General features: G+C 64.9%; 19 protein-coding genes and 1 pseudogene. 6 read left to right on the top strand and 14 right to left on the bottom strand.

What is annotated here, in order from left to right; translation table 11 throughout:
* Positions 1-105 precede the first annotated feature (105 nt).
* Positions 106-1,431, top strand: coding sequence for a 30S ribosomal protein S12 methylthiotransferase RimO (rimO, locus tag ACQR1Y_RS17135; protein WP_434876009.1), 1,326 nt, complete (start codon positions 106-108; stop codon positions 1,429-1,431).
* A gap of 9 nt (positions 1,432-1,440) precedes the next feature.
* Here the strand turns inward: rimO and ACQR1Y_RS17130 are convergent, their stop codons facing one another.
* From ACQR1Y_RS17130 to ACQR1Y_RS17090, 9 genes and pseudogenes are all read right to left on the bottom strand, one after another.
* Positions 1,441-2,058 (bottom strand): hypothetical protein, encoded by a 618-nt coding sequence (locus tag ACQR1Y_RS17130; protein WP_434876008.1) that lies wholly within the window; start codon positions 2,056-2,058, stop codon positions 1,441-1,443.
* 64 nt (positions 2,059-2,122) lie between these two features.
* Positions 2,123-2,971, bottom strand: a complete 849-nt coding sequence (locus tag ACQR1Y_RS17125; RefSeq protein ID WP_434876007.1) for an aKG-HExxH-type peptide beta-hydroxylase — start codon at positions 2,969-2,971, stop codon at positions 2,123-2,125.
* Positions 2,972-3,005: 34 nt separating this feature from the next.
* Entirely contained in the window at positions 3,006-5,186 is a 2,181-nt protein-coding gene (locus ACQR1Y_RS17120; protein WP_434894311.1) for a RiPP maturation radical SAM C-methyltransferase, read from the bottom strand.
* A 46-nt stretch (positions 5,187-5,232) separates the two neighbouring features.
* Positions 5,233-6,015, bottom strand: a pseudogene (locus ACQR1Y_RS17115) (radical SAM/SPASM domain-containing protein); the annotation flags it as partial.
* Positions 6,016-6,143: 128 nt separating this feature from the next.
* Positions 6,144-6,380 carry a hypothetical protein gene (locus ACQR1Y_RS17110; RefSeq protein ID WP_434860765.1) on the bottom strand — a complete coding sequence of 79 codons (237 nt, stop codon included), beginning with the start codon at positions 6,378-6,380 and terminating at the stop codon, positions 6,144-6,146.
* A 137-nt stretch (positions 6,381-6,517) separates the two neighbouring features.
* Entirely contained in the window at positions 6,518-7,273 is a 756-nt protein-coding gene (locus tag ACQR1Y_RS17105) for a hypothetical protein (protein WP_434876006.1), read from the bottom strand.
* Positions 7,274-7,481: 208 nt separating this feature from the next.
* Complete coding sequence (locus ACQR1Y_RS17100) at positions 7,482-8,831, bottom strand: radical SAM protein (RefSeq protein ID WP_434876005.1); 1,350 nt, start codon at positions 8,829-8,831, stop codon at positions 7,482-7,484.
* A 7-nt stretch (positions 8,832-8,838) separates the two neighbouring features.
* A complete protein-coding gene (locus tag ACQR1Y_RS17095; protein ID WP_434876004.1) occupies positions 8,839-9,960 on the bottom strand; it encodes a DUF2336 domain-containing protein in 1,122 nt (373 codons plus the stop codon).
* 170 nt (positions 9,961-10,130) lie between these two features.
* Entirely contained in the window at positions 10,131-11,009 is an 879-nt protein-coding gene (locus ACQR1Y_RS17090) for a helix-turn-helix domain-containing protein (RefSeq protein WP_434876003.1), read from the bottom strand.
* 154 nt (positions 11,010-11,163) lie between these two features.
* On the opposite strand from ACQR1Y_RS17090, the gene ACQR1Y_RS17085 reads away from it, so the two are divergent.
* Together ACQR1Y_RS17085 and ACQR1Y_RS17080 are read left to right on the top strand one after the other, a co-directional pair.
* The gene (locus tag ACQR1Y_RS17085; RefSeq protein WP_434876002.1) at positions 11,164-11,577 is read left to right on the top strand and encodes a hypothetical protein; all 414 of its coding nucleotides are present in this window, start codon (positions 11,164-11,166) and stop codon (positions 11,575-11,577) included.
* Between the two features lie 348 nt (positions 11,578-11,925).
* Positions 11,926-13,122, top strand: coding sequence for an acetylornithine transaminase (locus ACQR1Y_RS17080; RefSeq protein WP_434876001.1), 1,197 nt, complete (start codon positions 11,926-11,928; stop codon positions 13,120-13,122).
* 29 nt (positions 13,123-13,151) lie between these two features.
* Here ACQR1Y_RS17080 and ACQR1Y_RS17075 read toward each other — a convergent pair whose 3' ends face one another.
* Positions 13,152-14,138: an LLM class flavin-dependent oxidoreductase gene (locus ACQR1Y_RS17075; RefSeq protein WP_434876000.1), complete on the bottom strand. Its 987-nt coding sequence runs from the start codon at positions 14,136-14,138 to the stop codon at positions 13,152-13,154.
* 251 nt (positions 14,139-14,389) lie between these two features.
* Here ACQR1Y_RS17075 and ACQR1Y_RS17070 point away from each other — a divergent pair, with 251 nt between their 5' ends.
* Entirely contained in the window at positions 14,390-14,671 is a 282-nt protein-coding gene (locus ACQR1Y_RS17070) for a hypothetical protein (protein WP_434875999.1), read from the top strand.
* Positions 14,672-14,795: 124 nt separating this feature from the next.
* Complete coding sequence (locus tag ACQR1Y_RS17065; RefSeq protein ID WP_434875998.1) at positions 14,796-15,548, top strand: YkgJ family cysteine cluster protein; 753 nt, start codon at positions 14,796-14,798, stop codon at positions 15,546-15,548.
* Between the two features lie 21 nt (positions 15,549-15,569).
* Here the strand turns inward: ACQR1Y_RS17065 and ACQR1Y_RS17060 are convergent, their stop codons facing one another.
* The 3 genes from ACQR1Y_RS17060 to pcsA form a co-directional block, all read right to left on the bottom strand.
* Positions 15,570-16,544 carry a quinone oxidoreductase family protein gene (locus tag ACQR1Y_RS17060; RefSeq protein ID WP_434860775.1) on the bottom strand — a complete coding sequence of 325 codons (975 nt, stop codon included), beginning with the start codon at positions 16,542-16,544 and terminating at the stop codon, positions 15,570-15,572.
* Between the two features lie 169 nt (positions 16,545-16,713).
* Positions 16,714-17,442: a TerC family protein gene (locus ACQR1Y_RS17055; protein ID WP_434860776.1), complete on the bottom strand. Its 729-nt coding sequence runs from the start codon at positions 17,440-17,442 to the stop codon at positions 16,714-16,716.
* A complete protein-coding gene (gene pcsA, locus ACQR1Y_RS17050; protein ID WP_434860777.1) occupies positions 17,439-18,173 on the bottom strand; it encodes a phosphatidylcholine synthase in 735 nt (244 codons plus the stop codon). Before pcsA ends, ACQR1Y_RS17055 begins: the two co-directional genes overlap by 4 nt.
* A gap of 119 nt (positions 18,174-18,292) precedes the next feature.
* On the opposite strand from pcsA, the gene ACQR1Y_RS17045 reads away from it, so the two are divergent.
* On the top strand, positions 18,293-19,492 hold the full coding sequence (locus ACQR1Y_RS17045) for a UbiH/UbiF family hydroxylase (RefSeq protein ID WP_434875997.1): 1,200 nt from the start codon (positions 18,293-18,295) through the stop codon (positions 19,490-19,492).
* Between the two features lie 6 nt (positions 19,493-19,498).
* Here the strand turns inward: ACQR1Y_RS17045 and ACQR1Y_RS17040 are convergent, their stop codons facing one another.
* Positions 19,499-20,452 (bottom strand): AEC family transporter, encoded by a 954-nt coding sequence (locus ACQR1Y_RS17040; protein ID WP_434875996.1) that lies wholly within the window; start codon positions 20,450-20,452, stop codon positions 19,499-19,501.
* Positions 20,453-20,550 lie beyond the last annotated feature (98 nt).

The raw sequence follows: 20,550 nt of genomic DNA, 5'->3' as shown, positions 1-20,550 counted from the left end.
CAGGGTGTCCGGCCACCATCCATAGCATGGACGCGACCGGCTCAAAGCCTTGTCTTTCTGAGTAATTCGGACTAGCTGACGCGTATCCCATCAGGCAGTTCCAAGATGCAGCAGGGTTCCGCACCCAAGATCAGCTTTGTTTCGCTCGGGTGCCCCAAGGCGCTGGTTGATTCCGAGCGCATCATCACGCGGCTGCGCGCCGAGGGCTACGAGCTCGCCCGCAAGCACGACGGCGCCGACCTCGTCATCGTCAACACCTGCGGCTTCCTCGACAGCGCCAAGCAGGAATCGCTGTCGGCGATCGGCTCGGCGATGGCCGAGAACGGCAAGGTGATCGTCACCGGCTGCATGGGCGCCGAACCGGAACAGATCGAGCAGGCCTATCCGGGCGTGCTGTCGATCAGCGGTCCGCAGCAATACGAAAGTGTCCTGGACGCCGTTCATCGCGCTTCGCCGCCGGTGCACAATCCGCATCTGGATCTCGTTCCCCCCCAGGGCATCAAGCTGACGCCCCGGCACTACGCCTATCTGAAGATTTCCGAAGGCTGCAATAACAGGTGCAGCTTTTGCATCATCCCGAAGCTGCGTGGCGATCTGGTGTCGCGGCCGGCGGCCGATGTGCTGCGCGAGGCCGAACGTCTGGTTGCGGCAGGCGTCAAGGAGCTGCTGGTCATCTCCCAGGATACGTCCGCCTACGGGCTGGACATCAAATACGCCGAAAGCCCCTGGAAGGACCGCAGCGTCCGCGCCCGCTTCCTCGATCTCGCCCGCGAGCTCGGCGAACTCGGCGCCTGGGTCCGGTTGCACTATGTCTACCCCTACCCGCATGTCGACGAGGTGATCGGTCTCATGGCCGAGGGCAAGGTGCTGCCTTACCTCGACATCCCTTTCCAGCACGCCAGCCCGAACGTGCTGAAGGCGATGCGGCGGCCGGCGGCGCAGGACAAGACGCTCGACCGCATCAAGGGCTGGCGGGCGGTATGCCCGGATCTGGCGCTGCGTTCGACCTTCATCGTCGGCTTCCCCGGCGAGACCGACGAGGATTTCGCCTACCTGCTGGACTGGCTGGATGAGGCGGAAATCGATCGGCTCGGCTGCTTCAAATATGAGCCGGTGGCCGGCGCGACCTCCAATGCCCTGCCCGGCCAGGTGCCGGACGAGATCAAGCAGGAACGCTGGAACGCGCTGATGGCGCGCCAGCAGAAAATCTCGGCGCGCCGCCTCAAGCGCAAGGTCGGCACGCGCCAGCAGGTCATCATCGATGAGGTCGGCCCGACCGTGGCCAAGGGGCGCTCCAAGGCGGACGCGCCGGAGATCGACGGCGCCGTCTACGTCTCCAGCCGGCGGCCGCTGCGGGTCGGAGAGATCGTCACCGCAAAGATCGAGCGCGCCGACGAATACGACCTGCACGGCTCGGTGGCCGGGTTCTAGCGACTTCACTCAGGCAAGGCGGCCGACCGCGATCATCGGGTCGTCTCTGACGCTCTGCAACGCAGCAAATCCCGCCTGTCTGCCGAGTTCGTGGAGACCGCCACAACGCGCCATCCAATCCGGATAGGCGTAGCAAAGGATGATGTCCGCGTGGTGGCGAAGCCAAAGGCGAAGGACAGCGGCCCTCTCTGCACGCGCCTCGAGCAACCGGCCGGGCATGATCAAGGCAACGCTCCGGTCGGCCACTGTCTCGAACCGCGCCAAGTCAGACAACGAGTCAGAGAACAAGTCGGGCAGCACGTCAGAGAACATGTCGCAGGTCAGCCAGCGCGCAACGGCCGGACCGAACAATGCCTGTGCATGTACGAGCTTTTGGGGATCTCGTTCGATACCAAACGGCTGCAGAGCAGGCATTCCCTCACAGATTGTGGCCAGCAGGGCCCCGTTCCCGCATCCGAGATCGATGACGTTGTAGCGTTGCCCATTCGTGACCAGCCTTACAGCGGCTGCGATGCGCGCGTGAGCCTCTCTCATTCCGAGCACCGACGTGAACCCGTTGTCGGCTGCAAGCCAAGCTGGCGCAGGCCGCTCGCCGGACATCAGCGCTCGCCATGTCGACCAGTCCAACGAAGCCTCCGGCGAATCGTAAGCGGACGAAGAGCAAACCGAGACGCTCGCGGCCAGACGCCGGTCAGTGGACGTCCGCCGGAATAGTCCTGGCCTCGAGCAAATGTCGGCCTCGTCCGATCAACTCCTCGATCCAGGCATAAAAACCGGCGACGAACGCCTCGCCTTGAGGATCGACACGAATGTGTCGTCTGATTTCCTCGATGCCTTCCTCGATGCGCGCGAGATTACGTGCCAGCAGCCGAAACAACAGCTGGCGCCGCTCACCCTCCGGCTCGGTCTCGATCAGCACGATGTCGAGCGCAGTGATGTAGGCGAACGAGTATTCCGCATGCAGCACCGCCGTCATCGGTCGCAAACGATCCTTGATGACGGGGCTGACGTACAATTCGTCCGGCGGATTGAGGATCAGGCGATCGGCCGATTCGAGATTGACGCCGAGGGCGCGAAGCTTGTTGTGTCCCATCTCATGGACGAACGCCTGGGCCAGGCCGATCGGATCGAAGACGGTGGCGAACAGCGTGCCCAGCCGGTCGTCGGTCGAACCGCTGTAGGATCCATAACCCTCACGATATTCGCTCTCGGCGACATCCGGGCGAGCCAGCGGATGGAACGTGTCGATCAGCATGCGCATCTGCTCGAAGGCGACGGGCCAGCGCCTCACATAATCGACGGCCGCATGGATGTTGGCATGCTCCAGCGGGCCATTGCTGAAGACCGGCGCGCCGGGCGCGGTTGCCTGGACGTAGCGAACCGCAACGGCGCCATCGAAGATATGCGGCGCGTTGCCGGCGACCCTATGCACGAACGGCTCCGGCCGCTGCGCGTTGGTGGTCGTGCTGGCAAGATGACAGGCCAGCAAGGCATCGTACAGATCATCCTGCGGCGCCGCCGCCCTCGACCAATCGATCATCGTGGTCCCCCGCATCTTCGTGGCGGCTCCTCGTTCAGAATTGAATCTGATTGAACGACGCGCCGGAGCCGCTTCCGGCAATCGGGCGAAGCCAGCCGCCCGGAAAATCCCTCCGGCATTCGTCGTCGATGACGAGGGAATCAGTACTGGTGACCAAAGTCAGCGCACAGTCCGCATCTTCCAGGATACACCCACTGGCGACCAGATCGGCGTAGCGCTGCTCCACCTCTGCCGCGGGCGTCTGCGAGTCGACCAGCCGTCTCAAGGTGGTGTCGATGCGCACCGGTTCTCGAAACGCATCCAGCACGGCCATCTCGATCGGATCGATGATGCGCCAGGTTTCTGTCGCGATCCGGCGCGTGTCCTTGAGGACCGAAAATGGGCCGAGCCCGACGATCGCCAGCATCGGCATGGCGGTGCCGTCGACATGAGCGGCGCGCCAGCGCTTGATCGCGGCCCCGAGCGGCGCAAGATCCTCATCCGACGCCGTGTTGGCCGCCGTACCGTCGAAGAAGTAGGCCAGCCGCTTCAGCACATCGTCCGGCTGGCCATAGACCGACCGGTAAGCCAGCGCGGGAGCGACATTCTCGAAGCCGAGCTCGGCCGCACGGTCGAAATAGGGACTGAAGCGGTCGAGCCGGATCCGGCAATGCCCGGTCGGCGGTTGCAGATGCTCCAGCAGTGCGAACCATCCTGCAATCTTGGCGTAGGCTGCTGGCCGTTCCCCGGGGAATCCACACAGCACGTTCCAGATCGGCCGTAGTCCGATTTCCGCACAGCTCCGCAGAACACGCACGTTCTGCAACCCGGTCACGCCCTTGTCCATCAGGCGCAGGACATCGTTGTCGAGATGCTCGATGCCGGGCTGAACCCACGTCACGCCGCCGCGCGCAAGCGTACGCAACTGCTCGGGACGCATGTTCGACTTGATCTCGTAGAGAATCCGGTAGGACGACGGCGCGGTCTTGGCAAGCTGACCGAACACGGCGTCGACATGCTTCAGGTTGAGAATGTTGTCCGTCGCCTCGAAACGCTTGATGCCCCAGCGTACCGAGAGGGTCGCCAGCTCCGCCAGCACGCGCTCGGCCGACTTGGTCCGAAACGCCATCGTCGCGCCGTTGAGGCCGCAGAAGGTGCAATGGTGCTTCATGCCCCACCAGCAGCCGCGCGAACTCTCGAACGGCAGAGCGGGAAGCAGCTCCCTGAAGAACGACGCCGTCCTCAGCTCTCCGAAATAGTCACTGAAATCGGGAACGGGAAGTTCATCCAGATCCTCCAGCGGGGACTCGACCACCCTCCCCGTCGTGCCGACGCGGCCCAGAACGTCGGTGCTTTCGCTGTAGGGCAGCGTGCCTGCGAGGAAACGCTCGACGAACGTCGGAAAGGTCCGGTCCGACTCGCCACGAAACACGTAGTCGATTTGCGAGAAGCGATCGAGGAGCGCCTCCCCCATCGGGCCCTCGCAGTTGGCGCCGCCGAAGCATATGATCCTGTCCGGCGCGAGCTGCTTGATACGATGAGCGATTCCAAGCGATGCGCAGTTCTGCTGGAATGTCGACGAGAAGCCGATGATGCGGGCGCCGTCTGCAATCAGACGGCGAGCCGACTGGTCGACGAACGTTTCCGCGGCATCACGCGCCGCGACGACGGCAGCCCAATGCGGACCGCAAGCGACCTCCATGCGCTGCCGGTGCCGCGCTTCGGCGATCGGATCGGGCTGGTTGTCAAAGGTTCCTGCGAAGACCCATTCACCGATCAGCAGGCTGGTCTGAACCTGCTCTGCAATGAACTGAAACGTCTCGGCACCGATCAACTCGGCAAACGCGAAGCCGAGATAATACTGCCGTGCGCCCACTCCACGGGTCTCGATCGCCGCCTGGAGCGTGCTGATCCCGAGCGCGGGCCTCGTCAGGGCTAGAAACGGCGCTGCAACCAGCGCAACCGAGATGGTCATGGCAATGGCTCTCAAAACTTGAATCTCAGACTCCGACAGACACGTCGGACGACGCCGGAGGAACCGAATGAAACGCGCCCACGGCCTCGAAGACGTGCTCGAGAAGCGCCAATGCGGGCAACTTCCGCGGCAGATGACGATCGAGCAGCCGTAGGAGCTCGGGGCTTGAAAAAAGCTGGTCGCACGCGCTGCAAATGCCGTCGAAGTCGTCCGCCTTGAAGGGGCGATCGGTTTCTGCGGTGATCTCGCAGAGCAGAGCAACAGGACCTTCGAAGGCGATCCACTTCCATACCGGGTCCCGATAGGCGCGGGATATTGCCGCGGACATCGACGTCTCGTTCAGATCACCCACGCTCATTGCGTCATGAAACGGCAGCACGCCGCAACATGGCAGCACGCTGCCGCTCGGCGCCACGGAGAAGTGCCGGAGGACTGAAGGACAGGGTCCGCGATAGACCCGGGAGGAATGCCGCCTCGCCTCAAGGTCGGGCGCGCTGACATCGTTGACGGCACGTCCGGTGGAATTGATGGCCGTCTCATAGACCGACAGCCGCGGATCCTCATGGGGCTCGACGCCGAGAAGATCGAAAATCCGCTGTCGGTCGATCGTACTGTCCGGGGCTGTCACGACGGCGATCAGCACGTCCAATCCGAGGGAACGGGCGGCTCGGTAGGCATGGACGATGTTGCGGCCGTCGAGGAATTCGGCATGCATGTCGTCGAACGATATGATGATCCGCTCGAGTCCCGCGTCGACTAGGGGACTCAGAATGCGCTCCGCCTTCGCTTGCGACGTCGCCCAATACGCGCTCGTGGTCGCTGAAGCGGAAAGGCCGAGCGACTTGGCGCGTGTTGCCGCCGCGCGGATCAGCTCGGGCTGAAGGAATGGATCGCCGCCGACCAGATTGATCCGCGTCATCTGGTGGGCGACGGCGGCGTCATCGATCGCAGCGAGCATGATGTCCTGCGGCAGAACGTCGACATGGCTCATGTCCGACGAGAAGCAGCAATGGCTGCACTTCAGCGGACATCTGTAGCTCACGTTCAATACAAGCTCAGTCGGTCTCGTCGCCCGGTCACGCACATGCATGTCCAGCTGCTCCCGGAAGCCATGAGTGATTCCGGCACGACGCCGGCGCGGATTGGACCTGCGGCTCGTTCCGGCCGGACAATGGGCATTGTCCGGCCGGACGATTGTCCTGCAGAATCGCGCAGCAGTCAGACGTCGATGTGAATGACCGAGGCAGGAGCGGCGGTCGCCTTCTGGCCAGACAGACGGTCCTTGATGAGATCGGCCGTGTTGGAGTCGATTTCGATGCCGACCTGGGCGAGATAGCCTTGCGGATCCTTCTGGAGTTCGTCTGCGGCGTTGGCCTGGCTCTTCAGCTGGGCTGCCGCCGCTTTCACCTTGGCAAGGTCCGCGGTGATTTGAATCTTCTTGTCCATGTATGACATCTGAGTCTCCTGATAATCGCTCTTGGGAATGAAAGTGGTCAATCAACGCAACCTGAACCATATACACCATTGCGGCACAAAACACATCACAACTCGCGGAGATTGTATTTTCGCGCGCAATGAGGAAGCAAGGCTGTCTATTCGGTCGGGATCATTCCGCCGCGAAAACTCTTCGATCCCGTCCAGCGTTCGCGCGACGGCGCCCGATATGGAAAGCGCAAGCTGCTCGCGCCTTCATCGGGCCAGGTCACGCCGTGATAGCGTATTTCACGTCGAGCGTTGCTGTCGGATGTCGATGTCGTAACCCTGCACACCGGAGTGTGCAGTTCGGCGATGCCGTGCATCATCGACCATTCGACCGGCCAGGTCAGAGCATCGAGCAGCCACTCCGTCGCCTGTGCGCAGTGAGCGCGACCGAGTGCAAGCATGTCCGTTGCCAACGCGGAGCTTGCCTGGCAGTCGAGCCTGCAAGGCCAATGCGGGACAATGCCGAGACCGACGGACCGCCAGAGGATGTTGGTCTCTGGCCGCGACGGCAGCTCGATCCGCCGATGGCGTGATGGCGCTTTGGTTCGCGTCAGCATCGCACTCGCCCAGACCGGATCCAGCTTTCGTCGTTCGCGGCGACGCGTCGCTTCGGCACAGCAATGGGGGCACCCTGCCCAGTCCAGCAATGTGCGCTCGGGGTCGCGCTGCCAGTCCGCTTCGAACTCATCCCTGTCGCTGCCGCGAACAACGGCGACGGTGACTTCGATCGGCAGTCCCGGCCGCCGCTGCGAGGACGATACGTTCGGAGCTGTCTCGACCGCCAGCCGGACGGGCACCACCACGAGCCCCATGCGTTCGACCGCGAGCGCCATCTCGTCGATCGCTTCGGGGCTCAGCGTGACCATCGCGGCCCTGTTCAAGCCGGCGGCCACCGCATGCCAGCGCAACACCCTCCATTCGGTCCTGATCAGTTCGAAGCGCGGCTCCCACGCTAGTCTCGCGGCCTCCGAAACCCAGCCGATTCGAACGAACGGGCGACGTCGTGGAGGGCGGATTGGAGCGCGCTCGGACATGCACCAGCTTCCTTGTTGTCGACCTCGTTGCGTTCAACGCCTACATGCGCCCGTCGAGATCGTTCACGATGTCCGTCAGCAGCGGGACTCGCCGGTCGTCGATCATTGATTGGATCAGCTTGTGCTCGATCTCGGCTCGGCGGGGATCCCGGGACAATGGCGTCTCTCCGGCGGCAAGCAGCTCCTCCTCGATCTGCACGAACAGCGCGGTCCATAGCGCGCATTGCGCGCTGCGATTGCGCCAGTCGCCGTCGATCGAAGTGCCCGGACACTGGCCCTTGCACATCGCGAAGAAGCGGCAGTCGCGGCAGCCGCCGGCCGCCTGCGGCGTGAACCACAAGGCGATGCTGCGTTCGTGACCCGGATCGTCGGATTTGATGAAGTCGATGCCGCGCTTGTTGGTACGGCCGCAATTGCTGCGTTCCCCAAATCCCTCGATGCCGTGCACCGCGCCGGTCGTATACGGATCGCAGCCGTGCCAGACACAGCCGGTCTGGTCGTCCATCCCGCGCAGCAGTGCCCGCACCTCATCGAAGATGTCGAAATGCATCGAGGTGAGCTGCTCGCGCTCGAAATGATAGAAGTGCTGAAAGGCCGCGATCGTCTCGGCATCGCTCATGGCCCAATGTGACTGCACGGCGTCGGAATCGACCTCGAGCGCATGCAACCGGACTTTTTCCACGCCCCTTGCCTGCATCTGCAACAGCCAGTCGTCCATCAAGGGCCAGTGCTGCGGCAGACCGTTGCCCCGATGTATCGTGATGATCAGGCTGGGATGCAGACCCCGCTCGCACAGACCGGCAATCGCGCGGTCGACATTCCTGGTTTGCTCCCGTGTCCTGTCGATGGACCCTGCCCAGCGCGCGTCATTCAGTGCCTCCGGACCATCGATCGAAATGCCGACATGAACCGCATAGGTGGCGAACAGGTCCATATGGCGCTCGGAGATGAGCGTGCCGTTGGTCTGGACCCGGTTTCGGCCGAAGCGCGCCAATCCGAACGCCCAGAGCCTTTCGAGATCCGGTAGGGGCATGAGCAGTGGCTCTCCACCGAACAGTGTGAACGGCTCGGCGTCCTCGGCGAGCGCGGCGAGCATTGCATCCATGTCGTAGCGCTGGCGAAGGCTTCCGCTGTCGCGGATCGGATTCTGGTAGCAATACTGACACATGATGTTGCAGGTCACGCCCAGCGGACGAAGCTCGACACCCATGCGGATCTCCTCGGCGGGAGTCATTTCTGACAGGCGGAGCTCCCGCAGGTGATCCAGACTACAATACAACCTGTGATTTAGAAAGCTGTTGGCGCATCGATGGACTGAAGCGGCAGGAACGGCTTGCTGCAGTGCAGCAAACGCTGCAGCGCCTTCCGCGGCCCAGAGCTCCAGCCTCAAGCCCTGCTCAGTGCGAAGAGCCTGTGGCTCGGAGCGACCAGAGATTCAGGAGGCGAAGCGCCTCGTCCTGCTTCAGTTCGAGGTATTTGGTCTGGAGCTTGATCAGTTCCTCAGGCTTGGTCGCGCCCGACACGAAGCGACTGTCGAGGATCGCGGCCACCGTGCTCCAGCTCAGGCCCGCGACCTTGCAGGGCACGAGAATGCCGTCGCTGCGCAGGCTCTGCATCAACGGCCTCACCAGCTCGATATTGCATTTCGCGAGCTCCGCGATGGCCGCGGTGGTCTCCGCGTAGCGGCGCTGGCGGGCGAAATCCAGCAGCATGGCCTCGTTGAGCCTACCGGTCTGCTTCAGTTGCGCAACCGAGGCCTTGGCGCCGCCGAAGTCGCGCCCCCGTGACATACCCCGCTCGGCGTCCGCCGTTGCGGCTGCAATCGCGCTGCGGATTTCCTCGTAGAGATGCGGCGGCGCCGAGGCCAACAGCCTCGCCTTCACCGCCTCGGTCGCGCCTTGCAGCAGCGTGCGGCGCAACGGCGACGGCAGATCGGCGCGAATGCCGGTCGCAATGGCCAATTCGGGATCGCCGAGCGCCTGAGACAGGATGATCGAGAAGCCCGCCGCGGAAATCCGGGCGCCTGGATTTTTCATCAGCTTGCGGCTGACGCTCGGGAAACGGCGGACCAGCAGCGCGTCGGTCACCACCTCTTGCAGCCACCAGCGACCGGCGACCGCGATCAGGTGCTGCTCACCCCTCGTATTGGCGATGTCGATGAGATCCTCGGTGCTGAGCCGCGGCGATTCCGACAGCACCGGTCCGGCCACGGCGATGTCATCGTGATTGGCCAGACGCCGGATGACCGCCACCGGCGTCTGCGGGACAGGCGCCAGCTGGGCGCTCAGTTCCGCGAGCGCGATCCGGGCGCCGACATCGGCCAGCGCGCGCAACTCGATCGTATTGACGAGACGCTCGAAGACATCGGCGAACAGGGCATATTGCTCGACATCCAGGCTGCTGGCCGACGCAATGAACAGCGATGCGACCCGCTCGGCGACGCCGGAGCAGCGTTCGGCCGAGCCGGCGGCAATCGCCGCCTGAACCTCGTCGGCGATGGTAAGATGGGGATTCGACATCGCTCGTCCTGAGCGCTTGCAATTTCAAGCTCGCTCGCACGGTAAATGTTGCCGCTAAACTTTTGGTAAAATTTGAACGAAAGAGTTCTGTGCCGGGACGACGGACGGGAGCGCGTCGGCGGCGGCCTCCCCGAGAGACGAGGCCACAAGCCGCCCTCCGTGACGCCGCATCACAGCTCGCCCATCAGGCGGTAGACCCAGAAGGGACGTTCGGTTCGGATCCGCCTGCGGAGATCCGCCGGGCTGAAACCGGTCGCCTGCTTCGTTTGCCGTACGAGGTGGGATTGATCCGCGTAACCGGCGTCGTAGGCCAGACGCGCCCAATCCTCGTGCTCAATGCCGATGCGCGTCATCATCTGGCGAAAGATCTCCTCGCTGCGCGCGAGGGTGGCCAGCTCACGTTGCGTCTGGCCCGACCAGGTCTTGAACCGCCGCTCGGCCTGACGAATGCTGCGTCCCGCTCCGGTCGTCGCGGCACGCATCGCGAGATGGCGCGTCCAATCCGTGATGCGTCTCGAGGCCAGCGTGGCCTGCGGGCGTCCGGCCTGCCACATCGGATCGAGGGCATTCTGGATCTGCTCGAACGCGGCCGCCGCGCTGCCGAGCTTCAACGCATCGATGAACAGGCCCTCCAGGGGCGGCGCCAAGGCCGCGGCCAAGTCCACGCTCTTGTCGAAATAGGCCGCCGGCTGTGGCCCGCCCATCGCCTGGAGTGCATCGGGATAGAGGCCGATCCAAAGAACGTGGACGGGCCCCAGATCGAGGCTCACGCGCGGCTGCCCCTGCGGTCCGCTGAACACGGCGGGCGGCAACGGCGTCGGCGCGGCACGACCGTGCTCCATCTCCAGACCATCGAAGAGCAGGCTGCGGCCTTCGAAGAACAGATTGATTCCGCAATAGGGATTCGCCGGAAAGTAGTTGGCGCGCTCGTCCGCGCGAAGTGTCAGGTGGCGCGTGTCGTACACCGTCGCGCAGAAGATGCAGCCCGCCAGCGACGGACGCGGCAGCAGCAGCACGCAGCCCTCGTTGAGTGACGTATCCTGCTTCATGCGGTTGTCCCGAGGGACGATGCAATGATCAAGGTCAGCCCTGCCTCTGGACGGCGGTGAAGATGCGAAACAGCCGAACCATGTCGCTTCGGTTCTATACGCCTCGGAACCCTTGCGCGACAACGGCGCCAGTGCCGCATCCCGAGAGGTGAAAATGATGACGACCAGCGAGCTCCGACTTTTCCGCGTCATGTTTGTCGCGGCCGCGATCTGGAATTTGTGTGGCGGCGTGCTCGGCTATTTCAACACGGGCGAAACGTTCCTCCGCCTGTTTGGCCGCAGCGCGGATGATCCCGTCCTGTTGTCGGTGTTTCAGGGCTCCGCCGGGACGACCTTCACCTACTTCTTCGGCTATCTCATCGTGGCGTTCGATCCGCTGCGGCACACGGGCATCGCCATTGTCGGTGGCATCGGCAAGGTCGGCTTCGCCATCCAGATGCTGAAATTCTATCTCGCCGGGCTCGCCAACGCGCATGCCCTGATCGTGGTCGTCGGGGACATGATCTTCTGCGCCCTGTTCATCGTCTACTTCCTCCGGCTGCTGAAGACCGGCAACCGGCTGATCTAGGCGTCCAGACCGCCCGCTCCCAATGACATGGGGTGGCCCTATCCTCCTCTGTCGGAGCCCTCAAGCCGCAGCCGCGCGCGGCACATGCTTGCCGCAGGCGGCGTCCCCTCCTCTTGACACTCGTCCCGCTTTGCCTGTATGGCCCGCCGCATGATCTTCAACCGGACCAACCGCCGCGCCGCCGTTTGCCGTCGTCACCGCCGTGACGATGCCGGGGCGCGCCGTGTCCGAAGACGTTGCTGATCAGTCAAACTCATCAGCATCAAGGTTTTCGAGAAGGCCGCTCCCGCAAGGAGCGGCCTTCTCGCTTTTGGCCCGTCGTTTTCCCCCTGACATAGGAGACTGCACATGCTGACCGCCCCGCATCCGTATGACGCTCTGATGGAGATCACGGCGCGTCCGCGCACCGTCTTCGTGCAGGGCAAGGGCTCCTGGCTGTGGGACGACAGCGGCAAGCGCTATCTCGACTTCATTCAGGGCTGGGCGGTGAACGCGCTCGGCCATGCGCCGCCCGAGCTTGCCAAGGCACTCGCCGACCAGGCGGCGCGGCTGATCACACCGAGCCCGGCCTATTACAACGATACGAGCCTGCAATTGGCAAAGGCGCTCACCGAGCGCTCCTGCTTCGACCAGGTGTTCTTCACCAACTCCGGTGCGGAGGCCAACGAGGGCGCCATCAAGCTGGCGCGCAGATACGGCACGCTACACAAGAACGGCGCCTATGAGATCATCACCTTCGAGGGCGGCTTCCATGGCCGCACGCTGGCGACGATGTCGGCGTCCGGCAAGAAGGCGTTCGAGCCGTTGTTCGAGCCGAAGGTGCCGGGTTTTTCCAAGGCGCGGCTTAACGATATCGCCTCGGTGGAGGCGCTGATCTCCGACAAGACCGTCGCGATCATGCTGGAGCCGATCCAGGGCGAAGCGGGCGTGTGGCCGGCAACCCCGAAGTTTCTGCAGCAGTTGCAGACGCTGACGACAAGGCACGGCCTGCTGCTGATCGTCGACGAGATCCAGACCGGCATGGGCCGGACCGGAAAGCTGTTTGGCTATGAGCATGCCGACGTCCTTCCGGACATCATGACGCTGGGCAAGGGCATCGGCGGCGGCGTCCCGCTGGCCGCCCTGCTCGCGACCAACGAAGCGTCGTGCTTCGAGCATGGCGACCAGGGCGGCACCTTCAACGGCAATCCCCTGATGTGTGCCGCGGGTCTCGCCGTCCTGGACGTGATCGAGAAACCGGAGTTTCTCAAGTCTGTCGCCGACAACGGCCTCTATCTCGAAAGCGAACTGCAGCGCATCTCGGCGCGGCATGGCCTCGGCGACGTCCGCGGCCGCGGCCTGTTGCTGGCGCTCGATGTCGTCAGGCCGATCGCGCCCTCGCTGGTCGCGCATGCCTTCGAGCTTGGTCTGCTGCTGAACGCACCGCGTCCTGACACGCTGCGCTTCATGCCGGCGCTGAACGTCACCCGCGACGAGATCGCGGGGATGATCGAGGTGCTGGATGGCATCCTGACCAAGGCCGGCGCCCCGCGCTGCGTGGCCTGAAGGCTCGAACGCGAAGGCCGGCCTGAGGATCAGTCGCTCGGTCGGCCTTCCAGGATGTGGACCCAGAACGTCTCGAGCAGGTCACAACGCCGAGCGGCTTCCGTGCTGGTCGGGACCAGCAGCACACTGCGTGGTCCGGCTACGGCGAGGTCGGCGAGCTTGGCCCGGACCTCGTCATGGCTGCCGATCAGCGAACGCGCGAGGAAGCCTTCGATATTCGTCGGCGGCACCAGGGCGCCGGGGCCCGCGGACAATTGCCGCCGGCGATCGAAGAACTGCTGCAGGAACGGCGCGGCTTCGGCAATCGCCTCGTCGCGTGTCGGCGCGCTGCAATAGAAGCGCGAGACCACCAGCCGCGGATCGGCGGCGGCATTGCGCTCCCGGTAGCTGCGCAGCATCTGCCTGACGTCATCGAGTGTCGAGGTGAGGCCGGCCATCAGGCCGTGGCCATGCGCCGCGGCATCATCGAGCGCAGCCTCGCTGGCCGACGCGATCCAGGTCGGAACGGGATCTTGCAGCGGCCGCGGCGTGAGCCGCAGACGATCGACGTGGAAGTAGCGGCCGCGATGGGACACGTCCTCCTCGGCCAGAAGCTGCTGGATCAGGTGCAGCGCCTCGAGCATGCGCGGCCGGGTCTCGTCCGGTGATATGCCGAAATTCCGGTTCTGCTCGGGAAACGGTCCGCCGCGCGCGACGCCGAAGTCGAGACGGCCACCGCTCAGGATGTCGATCGTTGCGATATCCTCGGCGACCTCGACCGGCGGCCTAAACGGCAGCAGGACGGCAGCGGTGCCCAGGCGAATGCGGGTCGTGCGGGCGGCTAGATAGCCGAGCAGCGCGAACAGCGAAGGGCTCGAGCTGCCGGCATCGAAATGATGCTCGGAAATCCAGGCCTCGTCGAAGCCCAGAGCCTCGGCCTTGAGCACCAGATCGGTCTCGGCCTGAATGGCCGCGGCATGACTGAGACCGTGATTGTCGTAGGGGCAGAAGATGCCGATGCGAAGATGGGACGTCATGATGCCAAGCTGTACCGGCATCGCGCACGAATTTCCAGAACCCGTCCGCGGTTGACCTAAATCAAAGACAGCGCGCCCCCTGAAAACCGATCTTGGCGGGGCCAAACACCTGCGGTCCGATGCATGACGGTGTATCCGCATGGATACAGCGTCGTACGGGATGTGATCAGCTCGTCAGGAACGAGGCTTGCCGGAACCAAGCTGATGATCATTCCACCGACAACGATGTCGGAACAGAAGGAGATGCAAGAATGGCGAGAGACAATCTGGCGCGGGTGCAGCCCGTCGAGGACATCCGCAGCCACATCGCCCCCGCTGCCGCGACCGAAGAAGTCCTGATCCACGTCCGCGTCTTCCCGAACTCCGACATCGATATGATCGGCGAGAAACCCGCCGGCCTCACCGCCAACCAATGGTACGAGCGGCTGCTCGACGTGGCCCGTCCGCACTATCAAACGTTTGCCGGCGGCCGCGGCTTCTTCCGCATTCCCCGCCCCTGCTTCGAGGCGATCCTCAAGGATGTCGCGGCCTGAGTCCGGCCGATGCTGTTCGGCTGAGGCAGTTGGCGTCCTCTTCTGCGTCAGTCCTGTCGACCGCGGTGCGCCGGGTGCGCCGCGGTCGCTGGCGTTCCATGGTCATGTCTGACGGAGCACGCGCATGAGCGAGGAGATCTTCAGGCACATCCAGCAGCTGTTCAGCGGCATTGTCGCCGCGACCTCCGCATCGCCCCATCTGGCGGATGCGCTCGCCGACCGCGCATTCGATCTGTTCGAAGCCAACATCGATGCCCAGACGGCGCATCTGCCGGCGCTCGCCTGTGCCAAGGGCTGCCCGTCGTGCTGTGCGCTGCGCGTGACGGCGACGGCACCCGAGATCTTCCTGCTGGCGCGCTATATCCGCCAGATCGATGCGCGGATGCCGGGGACGGCACTCGGCTCGCTGTCGCGCCGCGTCAAGCTCGCCAACCGCGCAACACGCGGATTGGACGAAGCCGAGCGCATGCGGCTGCGCCAGCCCTGCCCGTTCGTCGTGCGCGGCGGCTGCATCATCCATGCCGTACGCCCGCTGGCCTGCCGCGGCCATGCCTCGTTCGACCGGCGCGCCTGCGCCCAGGCCATGGTCGGGCGTGATGTCGACGTCCCGGTCTCTGGCCCGCATGTCGCGCTGCGCAGCCTGGTGCAGGATGCGTTGAGGGCCGCGCTCGACGGTGCTGGACTCGCCTCCGACCTTTACGAACTGAACCAGGGGCTCGCCTTGGCGCTCGCGGATCCCGATCGGGAGACCGCGTGGCGAAACGGGCAGGACAGCCTGGCGCCAGCGCGGATCGGCCCGCCAGATGCCGCGCCTAGCAATGCGGTGCTGTGGAGCCGGGCCTCCGCTCAGGACGCTGCAGTCCGCGACGACGTTTAGGACGACATCGCGTTCAGCCCGTCACGGCTTCAGGATCGACGCGCCGGTGGTGGCGCGGCTCTCGAGGTCAGTGTGGGCTCGCGCGGCATCCTTCAGCGCATAGGCGTGATTGATCGGCACGTGCAGCTTGCCGCTGATCACAGCCGAGAACAGCGTGTCGGCGCCCTCCAGCAGTTCCGAGCGCTTGCCGATGTAATCGTTCAGCTTCGGCCGGGTCGCGAACAGCGAGCCATGGCTGTTCAGCTCGGCGATCGAGAACGGCGGCACCGGTCCGGAGGCGTTGCCGAAGCTGACGAACAGGCCGCGCGGCTTGAGGCAGGACAGCGAGCCCGGAAAGGTCGACTTGCCGACGCCGTCATAGACGACGTCGCAGCCTTCTCCGCGGCTGATCTGCTTCACCCGCGCGACGAAGTCCTCCTCGTTGTAGAGGATGACGTGATCGCAGCCATTGGCGAGCGCGAGATCCGCCTTGGCCTTGGAGCCGACGGTGCCGATGACATGGGCGCCGAGCGCGCGGGCCCATTGGCAGGCCAGCAGGCCGATGCCGCCGGCGGCGGCGTGAATCAGCACGCGGTGATGCGGTTCGACCTTGAAGGTCTTGTGCAGCAGGTACCAGACCGTCAGTCCCTTGAGCATCAGCACCGCGCCCTGCTCGTAGGTGATGTGGTCGGGCAGCTTGACCAGGCGCTGCCAGGCGATATTGCGCTCGGTGGCGTAGCCGCCGAGGTTCTCGTAATAGGCGACGCGGTCGCCGGGATGGAAGTGCGTCACGCCCGGTCCGACCGCGATCACCTCGCCGGCCGCCTCGTTGCCAGCGACGAACGGCAGGCCCGGCGCCTTGTACAGGCCGGTGCGATAGTAGACGTCGATGAAGTTCAGGCCGATCGCGTGCTGGCGGATGCGGACCTCGCCGGGACCGGGCGCGGCCAGTTCGACCGGCTCATAGACGAGCGCCTCGGGGCCCCCCACCTTGTGCACGCGCACCGCCTTGGCCATCGGGCCACCCTCCCTTGCAGAACCTCGCATGGCCGGATCTGACAATCCGGTCCAGCAACCTCGGACAATTACCTGATTCTCATCGAACATCCGGCGGCGTCGAACGCGCCGGCTCGCGGCCGCCGGAAAAGCGAAGGCGATCAGGACGGGCTTGTCAACTCGGCCGTCGTCAGGCCTCGCGCTTCCTGCGGTTGCGCGAGGCCATCACGTTGAAGGCCTCCACCGCGAGCGCGAAGGCGATGGCGAAGTAGATGTAGCCGCGCGGGATATGGAACTCGAAGCCGTCGGCGACCAGCGCGACGCCGATCAGCACCAGGAAGGCGAGCGCCAGCATCTTGGTGGTCGGGTGGTTGGCCACGAAGCGTGAGACGGGTCCCGATGACACGTACATGATGATGACCGCGATGATGACCGCGGCGATCATGATTTCCAAGTCCTGGGCCATGCCGATCGCGGTGATGATCGAGTCCAGCGAGAAAACGAGGTCGATGACGATGATCTGCACGATCACCCAGAAGAAGCTGCTGCGGCCGTCGCCCGCATGCGGCCCATCGCCCTCGCGGGCCTCCACCTCGGCGTGGATCTCATGCGTTGCCTTGGCGATCAGGAACAGACCGCCCGCGATCAGGATGATGTCGCGCCAGGAAAAGCCGAGGCCGCCGATTGTGAACACCGGCTGCGTCAGCCCGATCAGCCAGACCAGCACGCTGAGCAGCATGATGCGGAAGATCAGCGCCAGCGCGAGCCCGATCTGGCGGGCGCGCGTCGACTGCGGCTCGGGGATGCGCGCGGTGATCACCGACAGGAAGATGACGTTGTCGATGCCGAGAACGATTTCGAGTGCGGTCAGCGTGAGCAACGCGGCCCAGGCTTCGGGACTGGTCAGAAGGTCGATCATGCTTTCAAGGATCTCAACAGACGGATCGCGGAGTCACTCGCGACGATATAGAGGCCGATCGCGCACAACAGCGTCGTGACGATCGGACCCGCGGCGAAATTCTTGCTCAACGCATCGATCACCAGCACGCCCCACAGCACCACCAGCGGCAGCGTCAGCCAGCGCAGCCGGCGCACGCGGACCGGATGGATGACGTGGAACGGCGCGAAGGTCAGCGCGATGAGGAGCGCGAGACCGAGCGTGGCGAGCAGCGGCGTCGGATGCAGCAGGAACAAATAGAACGCGGCGATGTTCCACAGACCCGGAAAGCCGCGGAAATGATTGTCGGCGCTCTTCATGCGGCGGTCGGCGAAATACAGCGCGCCGCTGACGGCGACGCCGACCCCGATGACCGGGGCCGCCAGCGGCAACAGCATGCCGCTCGCCGTGATCGCATAGGCCGGCACGAACACATAGGTGGTGAAGTCCACCACGAGATCGAGCACGTCGCCCGACCAGTCCGGCTGGACATTCACCACATCGAGCCAGCGGGCCAGCGGACCGTCGACGCCGTCGATGATCAGCGCCACGCCGAGCCACCAGAACATCGCGGTCCAATGCTCGCGCACAGCCTCCAACATCGCGAGCAGCGCCACGCCGGCGCCGAGCGCCGTGAAGACGTGCACCGAGAACGCGGCGGCCCGATGCAACGGCGTGGCGCTCGCAGCGCTGTGGGGCTTCAACTGATCCATGCTGCGTCAGTGCTACCAGGAATCGGAGCGAATTGCATATCGTCGCTTGCGGCGATGCGCCGCGCAGGCCGGCCGCATCACTCTTGAAAAAGCGCGGTGGGAACGTCAAATGTTCCATCATGAGCAGCACAGACGGAAGCTTCGATGTCATCGTGGTCGGCGGCGGCCCGGCCGGGCTTGCAGCGGCCATCGCCCTCGCGCAGGCCGGCGCGCGGACGGCGCTGGTGGCCCGCAAGGCGCCCTATGCCGACAATCGCACCACCGCCCTGCTCGGCGGCTCCGTCGATTTTCTGGACGATATTGGCGTCTGGGGCGCGTGCCGGGACCGCGCGGCCGGCCTGAAGACGATGCGGCTGGTGGATGATACCGGCCGGTTGATCCGCGCGCCGGAAGTGCGCTTCGTCGCCGATGAGATCGGGCTCGAATTGTTCGGCTACAACATCGCCAATGCCGTCCTGGTCGAGGCGCTCGAGCAGCGCGCCGGCGAGATCGAAGGCCTCGTGCGGATCGCCGAAGATGCCGACAGCGTCCGCAGCGACGCCGAAGCCGTGACCGTCACGACGGCGTCGGGCCATGCGCTGACTGCGCAGCTCGTGGTCGGCGCCGATGGCCGCCATTCGCTGTGCCGCGAGGCGGCCGGCATCGGCGTGAGCCGCCGCACGCTGCAACAGTCGGCGCTGACCTTCAACATCACCCATGCGCGACCGCACCACAACGTCTCGACCGAATTTCACACGCCGCAGGGACCTTGCGTGTTCGTCCCCCTGCCCGGCGACCGCTGCAGCGTCGTCTGGGTCGCCGCTCCCAAGGAGGCCGAGCGGCTCCATGCCCTCGACGATGACGCGCTCTCGGCGGCTGCGGAGCGTCAGTCGCACTCGATCTTCGGCCGCGTGCATGTCGAGCCCGGCCGACACCTGTTTCCGCTCGCGATCGAGCGGCCACAACGCTACGCGCAGAACCGCATTGCCCTGATCGGCGAGGCCGCCCATGTGGTGCCGCCGATCGGCGCGCAGGGCCTCAATCTCGGGCTGCGCGACGGCATCGACATCGCCGACGTCGTCGCGAAGGCCAAAGCGGCCGGCGAGGATCTCGGCGCGCCGCAGGTGATCTCACGCTATGGCTCGGCCCGCCGCGCCGACATCCTGAGCCGCACCTTCGCGATCGACATGGCCAACCGCTCTTTGCTCAGCGATCTCCTGCCGATGCAGTCGCTGCGCGCGGTCGGCATGCACCTGATGGGAGGCATCGGCCCGCTGCGGCGGCTGGCGATGCGCGAAGGGCTCGCGCCCTCCTGGCGCAGCTCTCGCCGCGCCGGCTGAGCCCGATCAGGGAAACACCAGCCGGCCGCTCTGGATCAGCCACATCACGCTGGTCAAGGTGACCACCGAGGCGAAGGTGCCGATCAGCACCGCCGACGAGGCCGGCTCGATCCAGCTGTCGTTCTGGCGCGCGATCACGAACACATTGAGCGCCGGCGGCAGCGCGGCCATCAGCACCGCGGTCGCGGCCCATGGCTGCGCGAACGGCCCGAACAGCAGCATCAGGCCGAACGAGATCAGCGGGTGGATCACGAGCTTCACCACCGTGAGGACCGGCACTTCCCAGGGCAGCCGCTCGAACGGCCGCAGCGCCACAGTGACACCCAGCGCGAACAGCGCGGTCGGCGCCGCGGCATTCTGCAGGAACTGCAGCGTGCGATCGAGCACGGTCGGCGGATGGATTTGAAGCGCCGCCGCAACGATGCCCGCGGCGGTCGCCATGATCAGCGGGTTCTGCAGGATCTGCAGCAGCACGGTGCGCAGGGCATGCCCGACCGAGGCATGGTCCCGCTCGGTCAGTTCCACCAGCAGCGGCACGATCGTGAACAGGAAGATGCTGTCGCAGCAGAAGATCAGCGCGGTCGGCGCCGCCGCCTTGGCCCCGAGCACGGACAGCGCCAGCCCCGGGCCCATATAGCCGATATTGCCGTAGCCGCCGGCGAGGCCGGCCATGGTCGCCTCGCGGAGCGACAGCCGGCCGATGACCTTCCCGAGCAGCAGCGCCAGCGCAAAGGTCAGCATCGTCGCGAGCGTGGTTGCAACCAGGAATGGCGGGTTGCTCAGCTCGGCAAACGGCGTCCGCGCGATGAGGTTGAACATCAGCGCCGGGAGCGACACGTAGAGCAGGAAGAAGTTCATCCAGGCGAGCCCGGATTCCGGCAGCCTCCGCCATTTACCGCAGGCGAAGCCTATGAAGACGACGCCGAAATACGGCAGGGCCAGATTGAGAATGTCGAACATGGCGCTCGGGGGGCGGCCCGCCAGGGCCTGGAATGCGGGGGCGTCAGATCACGACGCGAATCGGCAATCTCTAGATTAAATCCGCGTATCGGGCACTA

It is taken from the genome of Bradyrhizobium sp. HKCCYLRH3099, from assembly GCF_051167855.1.
Classification (GTDB): domain Bacteria; phylum Pseudomonadota; class Alphaproteobacteria; order Rhizobiales; family Xanthobacteraceae; genus Bradyrhizobium.
The sequence above is the reverse complement of the archived record's forward strand: the minus strand, read 5'-3'. Positions and strand labels throughout refer to the sequence as shown.